The 17741-nt window shown below is 45.0% G+C and carries 16 protein-coding genes; 8 read left to right on the top strand and 8 right to left on the bottom strand.

The window, feature by feature from the left end:
* Nucleotides 1–143: 143 nt before the first annotated feature.
* From yfcE to AC0WRU_RS11390, 3 genes are all read right to left on the bottom strand, one after another.
* Nucleotides 144–695 carry a phosphodiesterase gene (yfcE, locus tag AC0WRU_RS11400; protein WP_476128362.1) on the bottom strand — a complete coding sequence of 184 codons (552 nt, stop codon included), beginning with the start codon at nt 693–695 and terminating at the stop codon, nt 144–146.
* Nucleotides 696–900: 205 nt separating this feature from the next.
* On the bottom strand, nt 901–2319 hold the full coding sequence (locus AC0WRU_RS11395; RefSeq protein WP_476128361.1) for a glycoside hydrolase family 1 protein: 1419 nt from the start codon (nt 2317–2319) through the stop codon (nt 901–903).
* A 267-nt stretch (nt 2320–2586) separates the two neighbouring features.
* Nucleotides 2587–3195, bottom strand: a complete 609-nt coding sequence (locus AC0WRU_RS11390) for a DUF1349 domain-containing protein (protein WP_476128360.1) — start codon at nt 3193–3195, stop codon at nt 2587–2589.
* 444 nt (nt 3196–3639) lie between these two features.
* Between AC0WRU_RS11390 and AC0WRU_RS11385 the strand changes: the two genes are divergently transcribed.
* The 4 genes from AC0WRU_RS11385 to AC0WRU_RS11370 all read left to right on the top strand — a co-directional run bounded on the left by AC0WRU_RS11385 (nt 3640) and on the right by AC0WRU_RS11370 (nt 7790).
* A complete protein-coding gene (locus AC0WRU_RS11385) occupies nt 3640–3975 on the top strand; it encodes a ribosomal protein L7/L12 (protein ID WP_025686418.1) in 336 nt (111 codons plus the stop codon).
* Nucleotides 3976–4058: 83 nt separating this feature from the next.
* A complete protein-coding gene (gene ybaK / locus AC0WRU_RS11380) occupies nt 4059–4538 on the top strand; it encodes a Cys-tRNA(Pro) deacylase (RefSeq protein ID WP_476128359.1) in 480 nt (159 codons plus the stop codon).
* A gap of 88 nt (nt 4539–4626) precedes the next feature.
* Entirely contained in the window at nt 4627–5820 is a 1194-nt protein-coding gene (locus tag AC0WRU_RS11375; protein ID WP_476128621.1) for an oxalate decarboxylase family bicupin, read from the top strand.
* A 248-nt stretch (nt 5821–6068) separates the two neighbouring features.
* Nucleotides 6069–7790 (top strand): hypothetical protein, encoded by a 1722-nt coding sequence (locus AC0WRU_RS11370; protein WP_476128358.1) that lies wholly within the window; start codon nt 6069–6071, stop codon nt 7788–7790.
* A 211-nt stretch (nt 7791–8001) separates the two neighbouring features.
* Here AC0WRU_RS11370 and AC0WRU_RS11365 read toward each other — a convergent pair whose 3' ends face one another.
* A complete protein-coding gene (locus tag AC0WRU_RS11365; RefSeq protein ID WP_476128357.1) occupies nt 8002–8331 on the bottom strand; it encodes a TetR family transcriptional regulator in 330 nt (109 codons plus the stop codon).
* Nucleotides 8332–8445: 114 nt separating this feature from the next.
* Entirely contained in the window at nt 8446–9165 is a 720-nt protein-coding gene (locus AC0WRU_RS11360; RefSeq protein ID WP_025686422.1) for a YebC/PmpR family DNA-binding transcriptional regulator, read from the bottom strand.
* A 299-nt stretch (nt 9166–9464) separates the two neighbouring features.
* Here AC0WRU_RS11360 and AC0WRU_RS11355 point away from each other — a divergent pair, with 299 nt between their 5' ends.
* Together AC0WRU_RS11355 and AC0WRU_RS11350 are read left to right on the top strand one after the other, a co-directional pair.
* Nucleotides 9465–9614 (top strand): hypothetical protein, encoded by a 150-nt coding sequence (locus AC0WRU_RS11355; protein ID WP_476128356.1) that lies wholly within the window; start codon nt 9465–9467, stop codon nt 9612–9614.
* 27 nt (nt 9615–9641) lie between these two features.
* Nucleotides 9642–10406, top strand: a complete 765-nt coding sequence (locus AC0WRU_RS11350) for a spermidine synthase (RefSeq protein ID WP_476128620.1) — start codon at nt 9642–9644, stop codon at nt 10404–10406.
* Nucleotides 10407–10515: 109 nt separating this feature from the next.
* On the opposite strand, the gene AC0WRU_RS11345 is transcribed toward AC0WRU_RS11350, so the two are convergent.
* The 3 genes from AC0WRU_RS11345 to AC0WRU_RS11335 form a co-directional block, all read right to left on the bottom strand.
* Nucleotides 10516–12222, bottom strand: a complete 1707-nt coding sequence (locus AC0WRU_RS11345; RefSeq protein ID WP_476128355.1) for a proline--tRNA ligase — start codon at nt 12220–12222, stop codon at nt 10516–10518.
* 495 nt (nt 12223–12717) lie between these two features.
* The gene (locus AC0WRU_RS11340) at nt 12718–13761 is read right to left on the bottom strand and encodes a carbohydrate kinase family protein (RefSeq protein ID WP_476128354.1); all 1044 of its coding nucleotides are present in this window, start codon (nt 13759–13761) and stop codon (nt 12718–12720) included.
* Between the two features lie 408 nt (nt 13762–14169).
* Nucleotides 14170–15459, bottom strand: coding sequence for a glycoside hydrolase family 27 protein (locus AC0WRU_RS11335; protein ID WP_476128353.1), 1290 nt, complete (start codon nt 15457–15459; stop codon nt 14170–14172).
* 221 nt (nt 15460–15680) lie between these two features.
* Between AC0WRU_RS11335 and trhO the strand changes: the two genes are divergently transcribed.
* A complete protein-coding gene (gene trhO, locus AC0WRU_RS11330) occupies nt 15681–16574 on the top strand; it encodes an oxygen-dependent tRNA uridine(34) hydroxylase TrhO (RefSeq protein WP_476128352.1) in 894 nt (297 codons plus the stop codon).
* Between the two features lie 219 nt (nt 16575–16793).
* On the top strand, nt 16794–17720 hold the full coding sequence (locus AC0WRU_RS11325) for an AEC family transporter (RefSeq protein WP_476128351.1): 927 nt from the start codon (nt 16794–16796) through the stop codon (nt 17718–17720).
* Nucleotides 17721–17741 lie beyond the last annotated feature (21 nt).

Genomic DNA, 17741 nt, shown 5'->3' with positions numbered 1-17741 from the left:
ATAATATTGAGTCTTATCTGTAGCTGAAAAACGTTGTCTAATAAAACGACGGACAGACTCCGTTCCTATCATACAATAATATGATCTTTGTCTCAATCAGATCGGAAAAGTTTTGAACGGATTCCATTCAAGTTAAAAATGAATTACATTGAAAATGTGATCGTTTTTATCGTGTCGCCATCAAAACCCTTAACCGTGAATTGCACTCCCTCCAGTATGCCGTAGGATGGAGGAAAGTTTTCCTTTGGCAGCGCTATCGAACCGGGGTTCAACACAAAGATTCCCTTTTCCACATCCGCTACCGGAATATGGGTATGTCCCTGAATGAACACATCCCCTGTTTCCAGTGGTGGCAAGTTACCCATGCTAAAGCCATGTCCGTGCGTGACATAGATACGTCGACCTTCATGGTACAATAATGCATAATCGCCCATCATCGGGAACTCCAGCAGCATCTGATCCACTTCTGCATCGCAATTACCGCGAACTGCTACTGCAATATGGGACTTGTACTGATTCAGTACAGCCGCCACTTCCGCCGGATTATACCCTTCCGGTAGCCGATTACGCGGTCCATGGTACATATAATCCCCGAGCAGGACAAGGCGGTCCGCTTTTTCCTCCCTGAACTTTTCCAATGCCAGTTGTAGCCAGTGTAGCGAGCCGTGAATATCCGATACAAACATAAGTTTCATAATGGTTCATTCCTTTCTCAATATACGTGCTCATTACCGTATCATAGCCTTTCTGACAAGCGCTCGTCAGTAATAAAATTATCAGCTAAAGGCTTGATCGTGATAAAAAAACTAAGCGACCGCTTCCCTGTACAATAGCAGGAAGCGGTCGCTGTATAACATCCTTTTTTTGTTGAATTGCTGCCTTGATCAAGCAAGCAGCATCTTATTTCCGTCGCAAGTTTGCACCATTGGTCGAAATAACATCTTTGTACCAATGGAACGATTTTTTCCGGTATCTTTCAAGTGTGCCGCTACCGTCATCATGACGATCTACATAAATGTAACCATAGCGTTTTTTAAGCTGAGCGGTCGATGCACTGACAACGTCGATGCAACCCCAAGACGTATAGCCCATAACTTCTACTCCGTCGTCAATGGCTTCCCCAACTTGAACCAGATGATCATTCAGATAGTTGATCCGGTAGTCATCTTCAACGGTTTTCTCGCCTTGTTCGTTGGTGATAAGTTCATCAACGGCGCCCAAACCATTTTCCACAATAAATAATGGTTTTTGGAAACGGTCATAGAACGTGTTCAGCACATAACGCAATCCTTGAGGATCAATTTGCCAGCCCCACTCGCTTGCCTCAAGATGCGGATTGCTGACACCACCGAGGATGTTGCCTTCACCTTTCGTTTTTTTAGCTTCGTCAGCCGTCTCACAAGTACTCATGTAATAACTGAACGAGATAAAGTCAACCGTATGCTTCAAATCTTCTGCATCGCCTGGTTCAAAGTGAATAGAGATTCCGTTTTCTCTAAAGAAACGTTTCATGTAGCCTGGGTATTGCCCTCTGGCATGAATATCAGCAAACGCCATGTTTCTGTGGTCAAATTCCATCGCAGCAATCACATCGTCCGGATTAGGTGTCAACGGATAAGTAGGCATACTCAGCACCATACAGCCGATTTTGAAATCCGGGTTGATTTGATGACCGATTTTTACCGCTCTAGCACTTGCTACAAGCTCATGGTGAATGGCTTGATAAAGATCCTGTTCACTAAGTTGATCTTTAGGTGTGCTAATGCCTCCGCTCATGAATGGAGCTTCCAGAATGGAATTGATTTCATTGAAAGTCAACCAGTATTTTACTTTATTTTTGTAGCGGTTAAATACAGTTGTAGCATAACGCTCATAAAAACCAACAAGCTTACGGTTCACCCAACCATCGTATTCTCTGGACAGATGTAAAGGTGTTTCATAGTGAGATAATGTAACGAGTGGTTCAATTCCATATTTGTGAAGTTCATCAAACAAATCATCATAAAATTGCAAGCCTTGTTCGTTCGGTTCCAGTTCGTCGCCTTTAGGAAAAATCCGTGACCAAGCGATGGAAGTCCGGAACACTTTGAAACCCATTTCTGCAAAAAGTTTAATATCTTCTTTATATTTGTGATAGAAATCAATACCGATCAACTTCATATTATCTTCTGTTGGTACATCCGTAACTGGTCCCCAACCACCACGAGGGGTTACATCCTGAATAGACCAGCCTTTTCCATCTTCTTGATAAGCGCCTTCGAGCTGGTTAGCAGCAACTGCTCCGCCCCACAGGAAATCTTTTGGAAACTGTGTACTCATATTCTCTCCGCCTTTACTATTGTGTTATAAAATACTTCTATATCAATACTAAGTTTTGTAACGCGTTTCATGTCAAGTATTTTTTTGTATTTTCCTTACTTCTACTTAAGATATCGCCGCTTAAAACACAGATGACCCATAAAAGAGTCGCTTTTTTCAAAGCTTCCATCTTAAGGGTCATTGTTCGCCGCATGACATACTTCCAAAAATTCGTTTAAAGATGTCGGGTAATGCGCTTCCTTTTCCAATTGCTCAAGCACAAAATAACTATTTTTCCAGGGGCGGGTCTGTATGAATATCGCTGTCTGGTTCAGTGCTTATCCAACGCGTAAAGGTTACTTGAAAACCTGCCCGGGTCGGCGCACATATAAAAGGACCGGCCTGTTGCCCGGATTCGTAAGGAAAACGTGCCACACGCACGGTGCGCCAGCCATGATGATCTGTTCGTGCTCTAATGACCACTGCATCCTGAATTCGGGAAGCACGAATCGTGACATGATCCCCTACCCATTCAGGTACAGGAGATAATGACCAATCGGAATAGCCGTCTGTGACAACCACCGCCAGTTGAGGAATTCCATCATTTAATTCAATGCCAGCTTTAATCCACTTTCCTGGTCCTTGATGCAGCATGATTCCGGCCTGATCATAAAGCTCAGTAAATGAGTCCAACTGAAACGTGACCTCTATAGCAGAATCCCTCTCCCATACTGCAAGCAGAGAATGTCCACTACTGCGTTCGAATCCATATAAGGTTTTTTCCCAATAATCGCTGCCTTCGCTGGCTTCAACTTGGAGGAACTGGCCTTCTTGCAGGGATAACACAGGAGGGTTAGTCCAGATTCCTGCGTTCCATGAAATTACTTTTTGAGTCATTGATCTCATCCTCTCTTGCTTAATAGAGCAATACCCTAATTCGTATCGCTTTTCACAAAAATCTCTGGCATATGTTCTTGGGGTATATCTTTTAGACAACCGTTATAAATATCGTCCAACAGAGTCGGGTTGGATAATTCTCCATTTGATCTGCTTTAGTTGTTCTTCCCTTATCATATCACAGGGAAAAAAGGAACTTATCCATCAAATTTGGTATTTCCTACAATCAGGTATCCGTCAACAATACTACCCGCTCCCGGGAAATTATCCTTGGGACAATTAACAATCGCGAAGGTTTTGTCTTCATCATTCCTCCCTCCGTACTCATGTAAATTCAGCGATTCCAGATAATATAACGTAAATTATCATGCTATACTATTTATATTGAGCAGATTCCAGTGTGGCATCTCCGGGATAAAATCAAATGAAAAAGGGGGAACTCTAGTGGAAACTATGGAATTTATAGCATTGATCGCTTTGATCATCTCCGTCATTCTTTTGATCAAAGTCTACAGCTTGCAAGCTCGACTTAATGATTTGAAATCCGATGTAGAGCGTCTTGAGAATCGTTCTGGAATGTCGGGAATATCACTATCTGGCCCAACCGCTACTGCACCACCATCTGTGCTAGACACAGTAGTTTCGGAGGATGTCAATGAAAGACTGCTCCTGCTGATTAGAGAAGGCAAAAAGATTCAGGCGATAAAAGAGCTAAGAGTAGCTAAAGACCTCTCTTTAAAGGAAGCAAAGGACTATGTAGATGGCTTGGAACGCCTCTAATAATGAGATCCAAATAATTCCGCCGAGGTAAAGGATTGCAACAATTGCCTCGGCAAGAGCTTTAGAAAGGACGACGAAATAAGATGAGTGTGAGCAAAACGAACGCAATGCGAATATTGGATGGTCAGGACGTTAACTACAACATGCTGAGTTATGAGCATCAGGATGGAAAAATAGATGGTATGAACGTAGCTGAGAAAATTGGGAAATCCCCGGAAGCCGTTTTCAAAACGTTGGTTGCACATAGCAAACAACATCTGTTTGTTTTTGTGATTCCTGTACATAAAGAGCTTGATCTCAAAAAGGCAGCTAAATCAGCGGGCGAGAAGAAAATCGAAATGCTTCCAGTCAAAGAACTGCAAAAGCATACCGGGTATATCCGGGGTGGCTGCTCTCCCATAGGAATGAAAAAGCTCTATCCTACTTTTATTGACCAACCCGCAGTAGAGTTGGAAACTATTGTTGTGAGCGCCGGAAAAATTGGAACCCAACTGGAGTTAAGTCCGCAGGACTTAGCCCGGCTCATTGATGCACAGTTTGCGGATCTGACTCAGAAAGCATAAAACCCCCCAACAATTCATAAAATCTTTATGCGGATTTTCTCTAATTCTAAGATAGATGAAGCTTCAACTTGGAGAGGAAGATCAAATGATGCATAATGATTCCCTGAAAAATGCCCGTGTGCCGCAGCCCATCAGAAGTGATGGTGCTGGAGGCATTGATAAGGGTCCCCGTGATGTGATGAGGGATTTGCAAAATCCCGACATGCTGGTTCCGCCCGTAACAGATAATGGACTCATTCCGAACATGAGATTTTCTTTTTCAGATGCTCATATGCAGTTGAATCACGGTGGATGGTCAAGAGAAGTAACCGTAAGGGAGCTACCCATTGCCACAACTCTTGCCGGAGTTAATATGAGTTTGACACCGGGCGGCGTGCGCGAACTTCATTGGCACCAGCAGGCGGAATGGTCTTATATGCTGTTGGGGAGTGCCCGTATTACTGCCGTCGACCAAGTAGGAAGAAATTTTATTGCTGATGTGGGCCCTGGTGATCTCTGGTATTTTCCACCCGGCATTCCACACTCAATACAAGGTCTTGAGGAAGGCTGCGAATTTTTGCTGGTTTTTGATGACGGCAGCTTTTCTGATTTGAACACTTTATCCATCTCCGATTGGTTTGCACATACTCCAAAAGATGTACTGTCTGCCAATTTTGGCGTTCCTGAAGCTGCTTTTTCATCCATCCCTCAAGAACAAGTATATATCTATCAGGATGCTGTTCCCGGTTCAATCCAAAGTCAAGCGGTTTCTTCTCCCTATGGTACGTTGCCTCAATCCTTTAAATATGAATTACTCGCTCAGCCTCCCATCAAAACGCCGGGTGGAAGCGTACGAATCGTCGATTCCTCCAATTTTCCGATATCCCAAACGATCGCCGCTGCTCTTGTTGAGATTGAGCCTGGTGCAATGAGAGAAATGCACTGGCATCCCAATAATGACGAATGGCAATACTATCTTACCGGGCAAGGCCGAATGACTGTTTTTGGCGGAAATGGCGCGGCGCGCACATTTGATTTCAGAGCCGGGGATGTTGGATATGTACCTTTTGCTTACGGTCATTACATCCAAAATACAGGCTCAAGCACGCTATGGTTTCTTGAAATGTTTAAAAGTGACCGTTTTGCAGATGTTTCCTTGAATCAATGGATGGCACTTACGCCGACAGAGCTCATTCAGAGCAATTTACATGTTGGCGCAGATGTGACCTCTAAATTGCGGAAGGTAAAATGGCCCGTCGTCAAGTATCCTGGTTATTCTTTTTATCCAAAGGATGAACTCTGATTGCGCTACTACGCTGGGTGAAACCGCAGGTGACTTATTGTCACAAACCCTTAATGTAGGCTATCCATTAGTTCCATATCCGATGCTCATTTATTGGTATTGTAACGATTGCCCGATACCGCTTTAAATTCAATGCATGTGGTCCTTCTGGATGGCGTACATATTATGTTCAGGTTTTTCTTTCTCTCACATGCTAAAGTCATACTATTTATGCGTTATTATTCCATTATCAGGGGAGTGGCTTAATTATGTTTAAAAATGAGATTTTAACAGGCTCACTACAGGAGCGCAAACAGATCGTAATCGACGATGTAGCAGCGCTGGGCTACCCTTACAATGAGTACGATCAGGGGCGAAAGGTCGGTGCTTATGCGGCTATGTCACAATTTTCCAAGGGGGATATCAGCACTGGACTTGCCTACGTCAACATTCATTTGGATCGGAACAAAGACATGTTCTGGGGAATTAACGTAATGGAAGCTTATATGAAGTATAAAGAGTATTACACACCCGCATTAAAGGATAAAGTAAAAGCAAAAATGCTCAGTTTTAACATTTTGAATGCCGATGGGACTGCTCTGTTGGGAAATACAGAAAATCAACGGCTTATGTACGCGGCAGTCGGGGTTGTTGGAGCGGAAGAATGGCCAGATTATCCGGTGAATTATGCTACCATCGCCAGAAGCTATCTGCTGTCCGAACTTCCCACAATTACAAAACAGGGGTACTTTGAATACGACTCCCCAACATATTTTATCCATCATGTAGGACCGCTATTGTTCATTACCGAACACTTGAAAGATGCCACATTGCAGAATATGGCCAAACTGACGTTAGAGTGGTATTTTGCCAGTATCGTAGGGGAGTGGCTGCATGGGTACTGGGTGACCAGTCAGGCCAGAACATATAATGCGCAGCAAGAGCCGGGATATACACTCGATGAGAGTGCAGTGCTACTGTGGATGTTGTTTGGAGACAGTCGCAAGCCGATATATCTCGGCAATGAAACCAATCTGAAATTTACCACGATTCCATTTACGGTTGCGGACTACGAGTTACCAGACATTTTCAAGAGTATAGCGACAGCCCGTTCTATAACTTACACACATAAGGAACGGATGCCTAGAAACAGTAACAAACCGTATAAGACAAGCTACATCACCCCAGATTACGCCGTATTCAGTCAAAAGGACAATCGGCTCGCACAAAACCAGCTTCATCGTTGGGGCATCAAATGGGTGGGAGATACATACAGTGACGAACCAAATACGTTCTTCATGAAGCAACACTTCAGTGAGCCGATTAACTTGAATCCGTCCAACTCGGAATATTGGATTGGCGGAACAAATATGGAGGAAGTGCTTCAGGACGACGGTGCACTCATTGCGGTATACAATATCACAAATTCAAATACATGGATCGACGGCCCTGTTTCATATAACGGAATCAAAGCAACGATCGAACAGGACCCATTCAACAAGAACGGCTGGGTGTTCTTCCATACAGGTAAAATGCTGATGGCTGTCAGGACGGCACAACCTTACGAGTGGCCATATGACACGGAATCGTGGAAATACGGAGGTTATCAGAGCGCCTTGCGAAGTGACGGGGCAAAAAATGCGGTCATCGTTGAAACAGCACCTCTTATGGACTACACAGGAGGTTCTTGCATTAGAGAGCTTGACTGCTTTGCTGAGGCTGTGCTGACGAAAACCGTAGTGGATTTCAGCGGTATTAACGATACCAATCCCCGGGTCTATTACAAAGGATTAACAGGTAAAGAGATGGAAATCGTATATGCCACCTCACGTAAAATTCAGGGTGCAGAAGTCAATTATGCTAATTGGCCTCTGCTGGATGATCCGTGGATGCATCAGAATTATAATGGAAATAAACTCGATTTGGTTTATGACAGAGAGAGACGGACCTATGATTTCAATAACTGGAAGGTAACATCAAGCATTATGTAAAGTGTCTGTCGCCAACTGACAAGGGCGTCGCAACCAGGCTGTCAGATCTGTTTGAGACGCCCCTACATTTACTTCCAGGTGCCTACATGGGTTTGTACAAACTTCTCGAATGAAATCGGGCTGCGCCCGGTGATACGCTCCACGATATGGGTAACTTGGTCTTCACTTCCGTTTCACGTATCCTTCTATCCAATCCCGCCACTCATAAAAATCAATCCAAAATCGACAGCGTCGTACGCACGACATCTTTAAGTACCTCAGGGCTTGCGCCTGTCTTGGCGGTAAATGTCAACGATAGCCGGGCATGATTTAGAAATCTGGTGATCGACCGTAGCTCAGACTCCGCGGAATGAATCTCTACTTCTTTATGAGCACGGACCAGGGCGTTGTAGAAAGCAAGCTCAAGCCTTTCTGTACTCGCAGATATAAAAACTCTGATTTCATGATGATGCGGAGCCTGTTCAATAGCACTGTTCATTATAAAGCATTCCTTGGATAGCTTGGGGTCCGTCAAAACCCTGACAGATTGATTAAAAATCATCGCTATGGCTTCCTTAATGCTCCTTACACAGAAATAGCTGCAAATACGCAAAAAAACATCGTATCGGAATACGATGTTTTTTTGTCGTACGAATTTAGGTGGTTCAGCTTGAAGCTATTCATCAGAATCTACATTATGGTAAACCTGCTGAACATCCTCCAAATCTTCTAATGCATCAATCAACTTGTCAAATTGAAGCTGTGCATCTTCTGGAAGAGTAATATCATTTTGGGCAAGCATGGTAAGTTCGGCCACTGTAAATTCTGTAACTCCTGCCTGCTTGAAAGCTTCCTGCACAGCATGAAACTGGTCAGGCTCAGCATATACGATAACAGCCTCATCCTCTTCGATGATGTCACGCACCTCTACATCTGCCTCCATCAACAGCTCCAACACTTCATCTGCGGTTTTACCTACCAAACCAATAACCGCCGTTGAATCAAACATATAGGCTACAGATCCGCTTACACCGAGGCTACCGCCATTTTTAGTAAAAGCAGAACGTACATCAGATGCCGTGCGGTTTACGTTATTGGTGAGTGCATCTACAATGACCATAGAACCATTTGGTCCGAAGCCTTCATAGCGAAGCTCAACATAGTTTTCATCTCCGGCGCCTTTTGCTTTTTCAATCGCCCGGTCAATAATCGCTTTCGGTACATTGTACGTTTTTGCACGTTCTAGCACGACTCTGAGAACCCGATTGGATTCAGGATCAGGCTCGCCCTGTTTGGCTGCTACATAGATTTCTACCCCAAATTTAGCATATATACGACTCGTATTAGCATCCTTGGATGCCTTTTTTTCTTTAATATTGTTCCACTTACGTCCCATAATATCCCGCTCTCTTTCTATATGAATATACACAACGGTATTCATTATATCCTTGTATATTATATCTCCTAAAGGACGCTTGAACAAGTTCAAAGGATTTAGTGATAAAAATTGCGCTGTTTGCGGCGGAAACCAATTCTCAGGCATTTCGTCACTGACACTCAATAGCGGGGTTCCTTGCTCGTTCAAAATTCGGATCATTTGATGCGGATCAATGGCTGCAAGCTCACTTGTCCTCTTATGCCCACTGGGCGCCGCAGCATAACAGTCTTTTAATCGTAACATGGGACGAAGATGACATGAGCAGCAACAACAAAATCCCGACTATGATTATAGGGAAAAGCAATCATTTCTCCGTGCTGCGCATGATCGAACAATTATACGGATTGGAGCTGCTGGGCAAGAGCAGAACGGCACCGCCGCTTAATATATGGACAACAGGCTCATAAATGTCTAATATGATGGTGGAGTATGACTTGAAGGAGATAGATCATTTGGATGTACTACACAAAAAGCTGAGCAATAATCATGAAATAACGATATACGACACCACAGAGCTGTATGGCGAAAAGGGATTATTCCGGGTGATGCAGTTTTCAAATGCAGCCGTACAAGGCGCGGTGGATTTGAATCATCCGCAACGCATTCTGTTCGAATATCCGAGAGCCATCATCCATCTGATGGAGCTGAACGATCCGTCATTTGAAGACGTGTTTGTGATTGGGCATGGTATAGGTACGATTGCGGGTCATTTTACAGATAAACGCTTCAAGATTGCAGAGCTGGATGCACAAGTCGTGGAATTCAGCCGAACATTCTTTGGATACGACAAGGACAACGTGACCGTTGGTGATGGACGTCGCATGTTGGAGAAGGAAGCGCCGGATGCATATGATTATATTATTTTGGACGCCTTCACAGATCAGGGAACGCCGCCTCATTTAATATCCCGGGAATTTTTCAGGATGGCCAAAGAAAAGCTGGATTCCGAAGGCTCCATGATCATGAATGTAATGGGCAAAAGTGAGCATGATCATCTGATGAAATCCATTCATACAACGTTGCGTGGGGAATTCGCTTATGTTACAGCTTTCTCCCTCCCCTCGGAAGGCGCTGCCGACATTCAAAATATCATTATGATAGGTCGGGACAAGCCAATCCGGTTTCAGGCACGTCATATGGCAGGCTTTTATGAGATTGCCCTTGGAGAAGGTCACATTCTACAGGACACAGATATGTAATGCTTGTACAACAATTGTTGGTAAAGATACGCCCAAACGATTGTAGTCCGGGCGTATTGGATTGTAGAACCGTATAGGGTGCCGGCTTGTAATTTATTAAGCCGAGTAACTATTGCTGAATAAGTTCCAATATCCGTCGCTCTACATCTTGGACATGAATGGTTTCTTTGTTGCTGGTTCTTCGCTCCACTAACTCTATTTTCCCGTGCTCAGCATCTTTACCAACGACGATGCGCACGGGAATACCCACTAAATCCGAATCTTTGAATTTAACCCCGGGGCGTTCCTCCCGATCATCCATCAACACTTCCACGCCGAGATCCTGTAGCTGGTTATACAAATCCTCGGCCATCTGCATTTGCAAGCTGTCTTTAACAGAGATCGGAATAATATGAACTTGAAACGGCGCCAGCGCATGGGGCCATATGATTCCGTTCTGATCGTGATTTTGCTCCACAATAGCAGAAAGGATTCGGGAAATGCCAATGCCGTAGCAGCCCATAATCATCGCCTGATCTGTTCCGGACGCATCCAGAAAAGTTGCACCCAGCTTCTCGCTGTATTTGGTGCCCAGTTTAAACACTTGTCCAATCTCAATCCCACGATGAAACTTCAACTTCCCTTTGTCACAGCGAGGACATGGTTCCCCTTCCATGACGTTGCGTAAATCCGCCACATGGCGAAGATCCATATCGCGTCTTGGATTCACATGCCGATAATGGGTTTCCAGCTCGTTCGCGCCTGCGATGCCACTGGACATTTGAACGACGGCGTAATCCACCCACACAGGGATCGTCAAGCCGCATGGGCCTACGAACCCCGAGGGGGCTCCAGTCGCCTTTGATACGGCATCTGAACTTGCTATTTCGAATTTTTCACTACCTAAAATATGTTTTACTTTCACTTCGTTGACCTCATGATCTCCCCTGACGACTACAGCAATGGGTTGATCGTCACTCATATAAATCAGTGTTTTGATCACATCCTGTGGCTGTATTTGCAGCGATTCAACCAGCTGATCTATCGTGCGCAGACCTGGAGTATGAAACTTTTCCATTTTATTTGCGGCAGTTAATGCTTCTGATTTTTCCATGCTTCGTGGTTCGGCCTTTTCAAGATTAGCGGCATAGTCACAGCAATTACAAGAGGCAATCGTATCCTCTCCAATGTCAGCCAGCGCCATAAATTCATGGGTTCCGCCTTCGCCACCAATAGTACCCGCATCTGCTTCTACTGCACGAAAGTTCAGGCCACAACGGGTAAAAATGTGTTGGTAGGCCTTGAACATGGTCCAATAGGCTTGATCCAGTCCTTCCCAGCTCGTATCAAACGAATAGGCATCCTTCATCAAAAATTCCCTGCTACGAAGCAAGCCAAATCGTGGACGTCGTTCATCCCGGAATTTGGTTTGAATTTGATATAGCATTACAGGTAATTTTCGATAGGAGCTCACTTCATTCCGTACTAATGACGTAATGACCTCTTCATGAGTAGGACCCAAAGCGAATTCCCGATCATGCCGGTCTTGAAGACGTATCAGCTCTGGACCGTACATATCGTATCTCCCCGATTCTTGCCACAGCTCGGCAGGCTGCAATGCAGGCATTAACAGCTCCCCAGCCCCTGCACGATCCATTTCATCCCGTACGATTTGCTCCACTTTCCGGAGAATGCGTCTTCCAAGTGGCATGTAGCTATACACTCCGGCTGCGAGTTGCCGGATCAACCCTGCACGCAGCATAAGCTGATGACTGATCACTTCGGCTTCTGCGGGCGATTCACGTAATGTTGTCAGTAATAATCGACTTTGGCGCATGTGTGGCTGCCTCCTTGTATGGACGATAAAATGTACGCAAAAAAGACACATCCGTCAGGGACGAATGCGTCGTGGTACCACCCTTAATTTGACCATATCCATAGTATGGAACGGCCCTTCATCAGATAACGGCGTCTAACCGGTAACGGTTTAAAATACATTCCGCTACAGCTCACAAGGCAGGAAAACGTCCATTCGCGGCGGAGAAACCTTTCAGCCCATGGGTTTCTTCTCTGTACGGCGATTGTTGAACCTTTGATCCTTGGTCTACACTATTCCTGTATATTACAATTTTTTGTTATCTTACACGAAACGAAAGCCGTGGTCAAGGAGCTTTTTTGGAATTCATCCAGGACATGAAACGGTTCAGCGAACGTGTCAACACCCCGTCATTGCTTCTCAAAAAACGACGACGTATCTCACGTTATTCATCAAGCAACCTGCTCCTTATACCATTCTGAATGGACCTCGAACATAACCTGAACAAATACTGGTTTATATATCTTTCTTTTTAAAATACACACCCTTATAAACCACAAAGTTTTGCGCATACCTGCCATACAGCTCGTTGAACTTGGAACGGAGTGTATTCGAAGAGAGCGTGTCTGAAACTGTCCGGTCGGTTTGGAGCGTTAATGCGGCACAACTGATTCCAAATTGACAAATTTGTTCCATCGGATAGCCTTGAATAATTCCATATATCATTCCGGCAATAAAAGCATCGCCTGCGCCCGTGACATCAACGATCCCTTGAACAGGCTGCACGGGAATTTGTCCGTGAGTTCCACCTTGAGATGCAAATAAGACACTGTCTACACCACCAGTAAGAATGACATGTTTAACTCCGAGCTTATGAAAAACTTGCACCGCCTCCAGCATCTGCTGATCATCAGTTATCTTCAATCCCAAATAGGCTTCTGCCTCCACAACATTACATACCAGCCATTCTACTCCATTCAGATTACGGGGCAGCTTTCTCATTTTGGAGGCCGATACAGAAGAAACAACCAACGGAACTTGATGTTCGTGGCATAATCGGATTGTGGAAGCAAGTACGCTCGCGGAAAAATTGGTATCCAGCAGCACCAATCCGGATGAGGTGATTAAAGGGGCATTATCAAGGATAGCTGAGGCACGGATCTGGTCGTAAATCTCCATTTCTGCAGTTGCTACAATCATTTCACCCTGCTCGTTCAGCAGAGCGGTGTAGACCCCGGTAGATGGTTCGCCTTTGACTTGAAGAGGGACCACGTGGATGTAACGGTTGGACTGTTCAACTACAAATTCACCTTCCGCATCATCTCCAACTGCGGTCAGGAGACTGACCCACTGGCTCAGCCGTCCCAAATTTTCAGCCACATTCCGAGCTACCCCTCCGCAAGACTGCTGTCTGGTGCTGCTTGGATTGGAGGTGTGAAGCCGAAATGTACCTTTAATCCTAATTTTACGGTCAATATTGGCCCCCCCGATACATAATATATGTTTTCGAACAGGCCAAGGCTCGTTCTGGCCATTTTTATTGAGCTGTTTAAAACTCATTACTTGACTCCTTTCGCGAGTCTGTTCGCATTGGATGATATATTTTTAATTAATTTACTTTCATTAAAATTGTTAGCTTTATAAAATGTCGCTTTATAAAATTAGCACGTTTCCAATCTCAAATTCCTGAGAATAATGTCGAGTTCATCAAATTAGTCCTTAAGATACACAAGGCTAAACACAATTCAAAAAAAGCTTGTTTAAACCTTGTTATGAGATAATATAGTATTTTTCAATATCTATGTTTTTGCAATACATATCTTTTCACTTATTTGTATCATAATATAACAAAATGTTCACGTAGCCAAACAAAAAATCGCCCGTGGTAAAATGGAAGTGCTACCGTCCACTTTAAAAAGAGCGATTTCATTTAGAACATCTAAGATCAATTCAATCATTGCATGATGACTATTTTAACATAAATAAAGCGGCTCCATGAGGGGGTAAATCTGCAGACAATTCTTGCTCTAAAGTGCCCAGATCCACACGGTTCCATAAGTCTCTGCCACTTGTCTGTCCTTCAATGCCAAGGTCTTGCAGCAATACACAAACCCGCGAGGCTTCATCTCCAGCATTAAACAAAGCCGCATATATGTGACCCTCCTCGTTATGCGAAGTCCAGACGATATGCTCATCCTTTCTGTACACCTGCTGCGCATCCAAGCCGTTGCGGTGAGCATCCAGCACCTCTTCATTGGTCAGCAGAGAAAGTGTCCATGCATCGTTATCACGCAGTTCTCCCCCAAACATCAGTGGGGACCGGAAAATACTCCACAAGATCATCATCGTCAGTTGTTCATCCTTCGTAAAGCGTGTCCAGCGGTCATGGCTACCGGAATCTACAGAATCTACCGAGCGAATACCCAGATGACCCAGTGGCAGCATGTCGCAATCCGGCCAGTGGCCCGGGCCCACGTGCTCTGCCCACTTCTCGCAGCGCTCAAACATGCCGTGCAGCAAAGGCCACACATCCCAAAAATCGTCGGTCATGCGCCACATATTGGCGTTGGCGATTAATTCGGATGCATGCTCCAGCGGTGCCGGACCTGGCGACAGACTCAAAACCATCGGACGTCCGCATTGGGTGATGGCCTGCCTAATCAATTCAATTTCCGCCAAGTGAGTACCATAGAGTCGGGAAGCGGCAATGTCATCCACTTTGACAAAATCGACACCCCATTCCGCGTACAGGTCAAACAGCGAATTATAATATTCCTGTGCGCCTTCCTTGGTAGCATCTACCCCGTACATATCTGTATTCCAGGGACAAATGGAGTTGGGATGCGCAATCTGTCTCGCTGTTGCCTGGGTTCCCAAAATCGACGTATCCTGATGCACCGCCTGTCTCGGAATTCCTCTCATAATATGTATACCGAATTTCAAGCCCAGACTGTGCACATAATCCGCAAGAGCCTGGAAGCCGTGCCCGTCCGCTGCGGAAGGAAAACGATTCGCCGCTGGAATAAGGCGCGAAAATGAATCCATTTCCAGTGGAACGAAAGAACGATACTGTGAAGATACAGCTCCCGGCTCATACCACTGAATATCTACCACGATATATTCCCAACCGTATTCCTTCAAGTGCTCCGCCATATACTGCGCATTTCCCCGCACTTCTTCCTCACGCACTGCTGCGCCGTAGCAATCCCAGCTATTCCACCCCATAGGCGGTGTATGCGCTGTCAAATGATGCTTCATTTCGATTCATCCTTTCATCTAAGACAACTAATCCTGCTGCCAAAATCCACCTCGTCACTACGGTACTATTATAATGTAAACACTTACTTTTGTCGCTCGTCACCTGCTCCTTTATTTTCCATTCCCACTTTTTATACAAATATGTTGACTAACTTAAAGAATGTGGTACATTTAAAATTGTATGTTAAAAAACTTTGACTTGAATCAGAGGGTGATTTTACGTGTGCGAGCATGCTTATCGAATTTTGTTGTTTTACAAATATGTCAATATTGAAGATCCTGCCACCTTTACGGCAGAGCATCTGGCTTACTGCAAGGAATTGGGCGTGAAGGGAAGAATTTTGATCGCTCAGGAAGGAATTAATGGCACACTGTCTGGTACGGTAGAGCAAACCGAGCAATATATCCGTGATTTGCGCGCCAATCCGAAATTCCACGATATCGTTATTAAAATAGATGAGTCTGACAGTCATGCGTTCAAGAAAATATTTGTACGCCATCGTCAGGAGCTGGTGACGTTGCGCCATGAGGATGAGCTGGACCCCAACGTAATCAGTGGCAAGCGTTTGTCACCGAAGGAGTTTTACGAACAGCTTCAAGGTGAAGATGTGGTGGTGCTGGACGGACGTAACGACTATGAATATGACATCGGTCATTTTCGTGGTGCCATTCGTCCGGAAGTCGAATCTTTCCGTGAATTTCCACAGTGGATTCGCGACAATATGAGTCGGTTTAAGGACAAGAAAATACTGACATATTGCACGGGTGGTATCCGCTGTGAGAAGCTGTCCGGTCTTCTGATAAAAGAAGGCTTTGATGATGTGGGACAGTTGGATGGTGGCATCGTGACCTATAGTAAGGACCCGGAAGTACAGGGGCGTCTGTTTGATGGTAAGTGCTATGTGTTTGACGAACGAATCTCGATCCCGATCAACCATACGGATGAAAACGTTGTTGTCGGTCATTGCTTCCATTGTGAAACGTCGAACGATCACTATATCAACTGTCCGGTGTGCAATCTCCAGCATATCGTATGTCCGGACTGCGAAGAGCAGCATCAACATTATTGCTCTGATGATTGCCGGACCAAAGCGGAAACTGCGGCTTCTGCGTAAGTATAATTCAGTAAGATCATTAGTTTCATAGTAAAAAAGGGATGTTCCTACTAGCCTTTCAACATGGCTGTGGACATCCCTTTTTGTTGTACACAAAAATATTTGCTGGAAGCTTCATAGTGTATTCCTATGGCCTTGATCGTATTTTCATCTTGGACGGGCTCGAAAGCTCCCTCTTATAATGGAAAAAGTCATTACAGAAAGGATTGGTGGATTTTCATGATTCAAATTGTACTTTCAACCCTTCTATCCGTTATCGTTCCGCTGTCCATTCCGGTAATCGCCGGGTTTTTACTCGGCAAATTTATGAAGCTGGAAACGAAGCCGCTCTCGACTTTATACTTATATTTTTTAAGTCCCGCAATGATTCTGGACACGCTACTGAAGGCACAGCTATCCTGGCATGAAGTGGCGCAGACGGCCGCTTTTTCGATCCTGAATCTGCTGCTGTTATGGGGAATTGCACAGATTGCAGGAAAAATGTTTAAGCTGAGCGTCCCGGAAACAGCCGGACTCACCCTAGTCTCCACACTGACCAATAGCGCGAATTATGGCCTGCCCCTAATTTTACTTGCCTTTGGGCAGCTTGGTTTGGACAAAGCCTCCGTGTATGTCGTCATCCAGATAATCCTGGTCAATACGATTGGAGTTTATTTTGCGGCCCGCTCTGAGTTTTCCGTCCAAAGCGCCGTCAAGTCGGTATTTTCACTTCCCGCGATCTATGCAGCTCTGCTGGCGATGGGGCTTCGACTGTTGGACTTGCACCTACCCTCCGGCATTCGAGCGGGCGTTTCGATGATTGCTGCCGCCTATTCTCCGGTTGTACTGGCGATTCTGGGCACCCAAATGGCTTACGTAAAAATATTCAAGCTGGAGCCGTCCATTAAAAAAGCCAGCTACGCAGGACTGACGATCCGACTGCTGCTCTCCCCGCTCGCGGCTTGTCTTGCCATGCTGGTACTCGGGATTTCGGGACTTTTGTTCTCTGTCCTTTTCATTCTGGCCTCGATGCCGGTTGCGGTGAATGCCGTCATTTTAGCAGAGAAATTCAATGCATCACCAAAGCTGGTATCCACCTGTATTTTGTGGAGCACACTTGCCTCATTCCTGATTTTGCCCGTTCTGATTATGATGGTGGCAGGGTAGATCCGAACAGATACAGACTGA

Source organism: Paenibacillus sp. 1-8 (assembly GCF_056316205.1).
The sequence above is the reverse complement of the archived record's forward strand: the minus strand, read 5'-3'. Positions and strand labels throughout refer to the sequence as shown.